The organism is Daejeonella sp. (assembly GCF_044232565.1).
GTDB lineage: Bacteria > Bacteroidota > Bacteroidia > Sphingobacteriales > Sphingobacteriaceae > Daejeonella.
Genome location: NZ_JBIILQ010000326.1, coordinates 1 through 4,811, shown reverse-complemented (window position 1 = coordinate 4,811; position 4,811 = coordinate 1). Strand labels below are relative to the sequence as shown.

2 protein-coding genes are annotated in these 4,811 nt (G+C 35.4%); both read left to right on the top strand.

Features of this window, described 5'->3' with window-relative positions:
- Positions 1 to 534: 534 nt before the first annotated feature.
- Entirely contained in the window at positions 535 to 1,713 is a 1,179-nt protein-coding gene (locus tag ACILQF_RS12865) for a helix-turn-helix domain-containing protein (RefSeq protein WP_395627801.1), read from the top strand.
- 518 nt (positions 1,714 to 2,231) lie between these two features.
- On the top strand, positions 2,232 to 4,811 hold a 2,580-nt coding region (locus tag ACILQF_RS12860; protein WP_395627800.1), incomplete at its 3' end, for a hypothetical protein.

Genomic DNA, 4,811 nt, shown 5'->3' with positions numbered 1-4,811 from the left:
CTGTATAGTTTGATAAAATTGGCATATAAATTATTTTTTTAAAAATATAATTTCGAAGCTATGAAAAAAAATAAAGACTGTTATCAAATAATTATTTGCTTAGTAAAAAGATTTCCACTATTCATTTGAATGTCTATCTCCTGAACCTTAAAGCCGGTTAAGCTATGTTTTTCCCGTTTTTTACAAATGTTTTGTAAAATTATTTTATTCCAATCTAATTTAAAGGTGGATGCAGGTAATTTTTCTGAATTCACAAGATTTGCATCCTTAAATTTTTTTTTATTATTTTCTTCAAAAGGGATATTTATTATGTACTAATTAATATTAGCTTTTGCTTCATTTTTAAATCTAAATATTTGATTTTTAATTGGAAAGTAGAATGTTTAATGTAAAATCTATCAATAATTTATTCCTGTTAATATAATAGATTAATTTTTAATTTATTTTAATTAATTAAAACTAAATATATTCTTATAATCTTCGTTTTTTGTTTATTTGTATTATTTTGGCCCTCAAATCAAATAATTTATATTTATGAGTTATTATGATATCATAATATCAGGTGTAGTTTTTATTGGAGCATTTCTTGGAATATCCATTCTTATGAAGAATGGGCAAGGAGCAAAAAACGATCGTTTTTTGGGAGCTGCTTTATTAATTATTGCTCTTGCTTTCTCATATTATATACTACGTTCATCAGGTTTATTAGTAAAATTTCCTCATTTGCTTAGGGTTGTAAGTCCCCTGATTTATTTGATTGGCCCCTTGTTTTACCTTTATCTTAGGAATAGTCTTGAAGGAATCATCGGAATTAAAAAAATCGATTTTTTGCATTTTTTGCCTGCGATTTTTCATTTTTTAGAGCTCATTCCTTTTTATCTATTGCCTTTGGAGGAGAAGAGGCTAATTGCAGGTATGATTGCTGAAGACTTTAATAATTTCTTTTTTAGAGGTAGTGGTGTCATTCCAATACAACTTCATTATGGCTTAAGGATCCTACAAAGCCTGATTTATATAGGCTTGATATTTGTTCTGGTAAAAGATGTTTTCCGGAATAAAAAGGTAGGCTACGCATGGATTAAGGTTGTTTCGATAGCTTATGTATTGTTTGTGATTTTATTTGTGGGACTTTATTTAATGGGTGTAGCAGGCTTTGATCCCAATCTTAAGCAGTTTGGAACTCTACTTGTTATTAACATTTATGGGCTTATAGTGATAACCATTTTCGGTTTCCAAATTTTTATGCGACCGCCCTCCCTGAGTAATGGTAAGTATAAAACTGCAAAGAATGAGAGTGATTTCAATTTAGACTTGTCGGATGGGATAGATCATTATCAAGCATTAGTTGAAAGATATACTGAAGAAGGTCTTAAAGTAATTATTGATAATTTGATTGAGCGAGTTTCGGATCCTTTGGTTTTTACAAATTCAGCCCTTAAAATAGCAGATGTAGCCAATGATTTGGGTTGCCCTGCACGGGCAATCAACACCTTACTTAATCACCGTGTCGGTATTAGATTTCAAGATTTATTGAATAAAAACAGAGTTGAATATGTAAAACAACTTATTAAAGAAGGTCGTCACGAAATCCATACCATCGAATCATTGGGCATGGAGTCTGGATTTAGCTCTCGTTCAAGTTTTTTTAGAATATTTAAGGAATTAGAGGGTCTCACCCCTAAGGATTATGCGGAAAAGTTGGGCTCAAATTAATGGGTTTATATTCTATTGAGTTTTTTCAACTTCAGGTAATAAGCAAGGTTTTCTACTAATATTTTCATTTGCCCTTTGAGGAATCCATTTTGGTATTTCTTATTCTTTAGGCGTCTTATACTCATTTATTCCATCCCCAGACTTGTAATCCCCAGACTTAACTTCATAATTAGCATTCCTGAAATTTAGTCTCAAAACTGGTTTTGGGACTGAATGGATCTATTGCAGCTGTTTTTACTTTTACCTTTGGGATTAAAAAATTGCATTTCTGATTTTCTATTTATATCTAAAGCCATTTAGTATGAAGATGTATTCTTTTCTAAAATTTTAAAGAAGAGCAAATCCTCAATGCTATTTGTGTTCTTGATACTAAGTAATAGTGACCTTTTCGGTTGAATTAAATAACATTCATCTAAACGTAAAGGGGCATCGTTTTTAATTATCAAAATTAGATCTATTTGATTATGGCGTAATTTTTCTTTTTTTATTTCATTTATTAAAAAAATAATATCAAGTATATGGCACCTTGGCTCAGATTTCAAAAAGGTTTAATTGCATTTAGTTTAAGTATTTTCCTAATGTTGTCCTGGAGCGTACAAGCTCAGGATAAAACCTTTTCCTACGCCACTGTATCTTTTTCTAACGGAACAAGTACGGTGCTCTTAGCCAATGAAGTTGTTTCTAAATTGGCGGTGAATGCCGATAATTCAGTGCTGCTGGGTGGCGTAACGCTAAACCAAGATATTGTGACCTTGGTTAAATCCACAGACAATGGAGCTACTTGGCAGCGAATTTCTGTGCCTGATCTTAGCAATGCCTTGGGTTCTCCTTCTAATCGGGAAAGTATTACACAGTTTGAGTTTTTAAATGGTAAATTTTATCTGCTTGTGCAGCAATGGGACAACTCGATGTACAACCTCAATATCAGCCGATTATTTTCTTCAAGCGATGGTACTTCATGGACAGAGGTGACGGATGCCAATTTTAAATCTTCTACATTTTATAATCATCTGTACCCCAATCCTAATACATATTCTAATATTGAAAAGATAGTCTTCGGAAATGGAAAGTTTTTGGCTTTAGCTACGGAGTATATTCTCGATAACGCAAGATATAAGGCAACAAAAACTAAACGAATGGAAAGTACGGATGGGCTTACATGGTCTTCTCCCCTGGAATTATTTACCAATTATCGAGATGGAAATGGCCACACCAATATTTTTGGGTATAAAGATTTAAGTTATACCGCCGCCGGATTTATATTTTTTCAAGGTAACGATCAGTTTGTATCCTCAGATTTTGGAATTTCCTGGACCAAAACAAGTCTTCCCGCATCTTTTCAAGTAAATGATTTTCATTACATCCCCGGAACAGGGAGTTCGGACGATTTATTTTGGCTCGTGGGCCCTCAAGATTACTTCCTAAAGAGTGAAGATGGCTCCAATTGGACGCCGTTAACAAACCTCCCGCTGAGAAGAAACTGGAATTTTATAGACCATGCCAATGGTTTTTACTTTGCCTCGGGTTCGCCTTTGGTTTCTGATGCTACTCAGATGTTTCAAATGTACAGTTTGGATGGCATAAATTGGTTTGAGGTACTCAATGCACCGGCGAATCTTTTTTCAGAGGAGCTATTCTTTTTACGAGCTACCTCTTCTGCAACTTTTCCAAGAGCATTTCTAAGGGGAGGTAATATGCGGGTATTTGATGTTCAGCAGATTGGAGCTTTGGCTTCTTTTCAGATTTCTGGCTTTTCTTCTAAACATATTAAAAATGAGGCGATTGAAGGCGTTTCTATCGTCGCGAAAGATGCAAACGGAAACACCAAAATTGACTATAATGCTAATGTCAGCTATTCTGGCACTGCCGGAATTACTGGTTCGGCCTCTTTTGTAAAGGGCATTGCTAATCTCAATGCTGCAACCCCATCACAAGCGGGTTCTGGATTGATTTTTACCATTACGGACGGAGCAGTAACTAATTCCGCTTCTTTTGATGTGATGGCGCCATGGACGAAAGTAGGATCATGGACCAAAAATAACATGCAAGCAGGGTATGATAATGACAATTATCATGTTACCAACCTGGTTTTCGCTAATGGTAAATATACCGCATTTGGAGCATACGGTATTGGTTCAAACTCAGGTATTTACCCTGCCCAAGGTGTTGACGGTACCGCATGGACACGCTCTTCAACTATTCTTACTGCTTACTATGAATCATCTCCAGGTATTTTGGTGTATGGTGGTGGCAAGTACATGTCTGTAGTTTCAGATCGTGATTACACACAGGCCAAAGTGTTTTCAAGTACAGATGGCGTCAGTTTTAGTAATAGAAATTTTTCTAGGATAAATTATAATTCTACTTCTCCAACAACCTTGGATTGGAGGGCTGGTGTTTATGGAAACGGAAGGTTTGTTTTTACCTCATCAAATAATCCGGTAAGATTTCAATCTGACAGAGATTTTGCCACGTTTGCATATAGTCTAGATGGAGAAGGAATCAACCAGATAAGCCTTGAATCGTATGAGATTGACTTTACAGCATTGGCTTTTGGAAATGGAAAATTCATTGCCGTTGGTCATAGAGATTATAATGATTTAAACAGGGAGGATAAAAAAATCATTGTTAGTACCGATGGGATAAACTGGAATACAACTGTCGCACAAAGCGATGATCCTGCTGTACAGCTTAATTGGAATGGAGTTGCTTATGGACAAGGAAAGTTTGTAGTTGTTGGAGGTGGAAAAATTGCAAGTAGTACCGATGGACTTACTTGGACGCAAAGTGACCATACAGGTGTATGGACAAAAGTAGTTTACAGGGGAGGATTATTTGTAGTTTTAGGACACCATAGTTCAGGAAATAACATTGTAGATCAAAACAACTACAACCGTATCCTATGGAGTTCAAACGGGGTCAACTGGAACGTTTCCCGGGTTAATTTACCAGTTTCCAGTAGCGAAATCGAGTTTGATGGACAGAAGTTTTACATCAGCTCGGGGCAAAACACCCCACCACAATATTTCATTAGTGGCATTGAACAATTGGATGGCAATAGTGCCTTGACCAATATTCAGTTGAATAACAGCGCTACC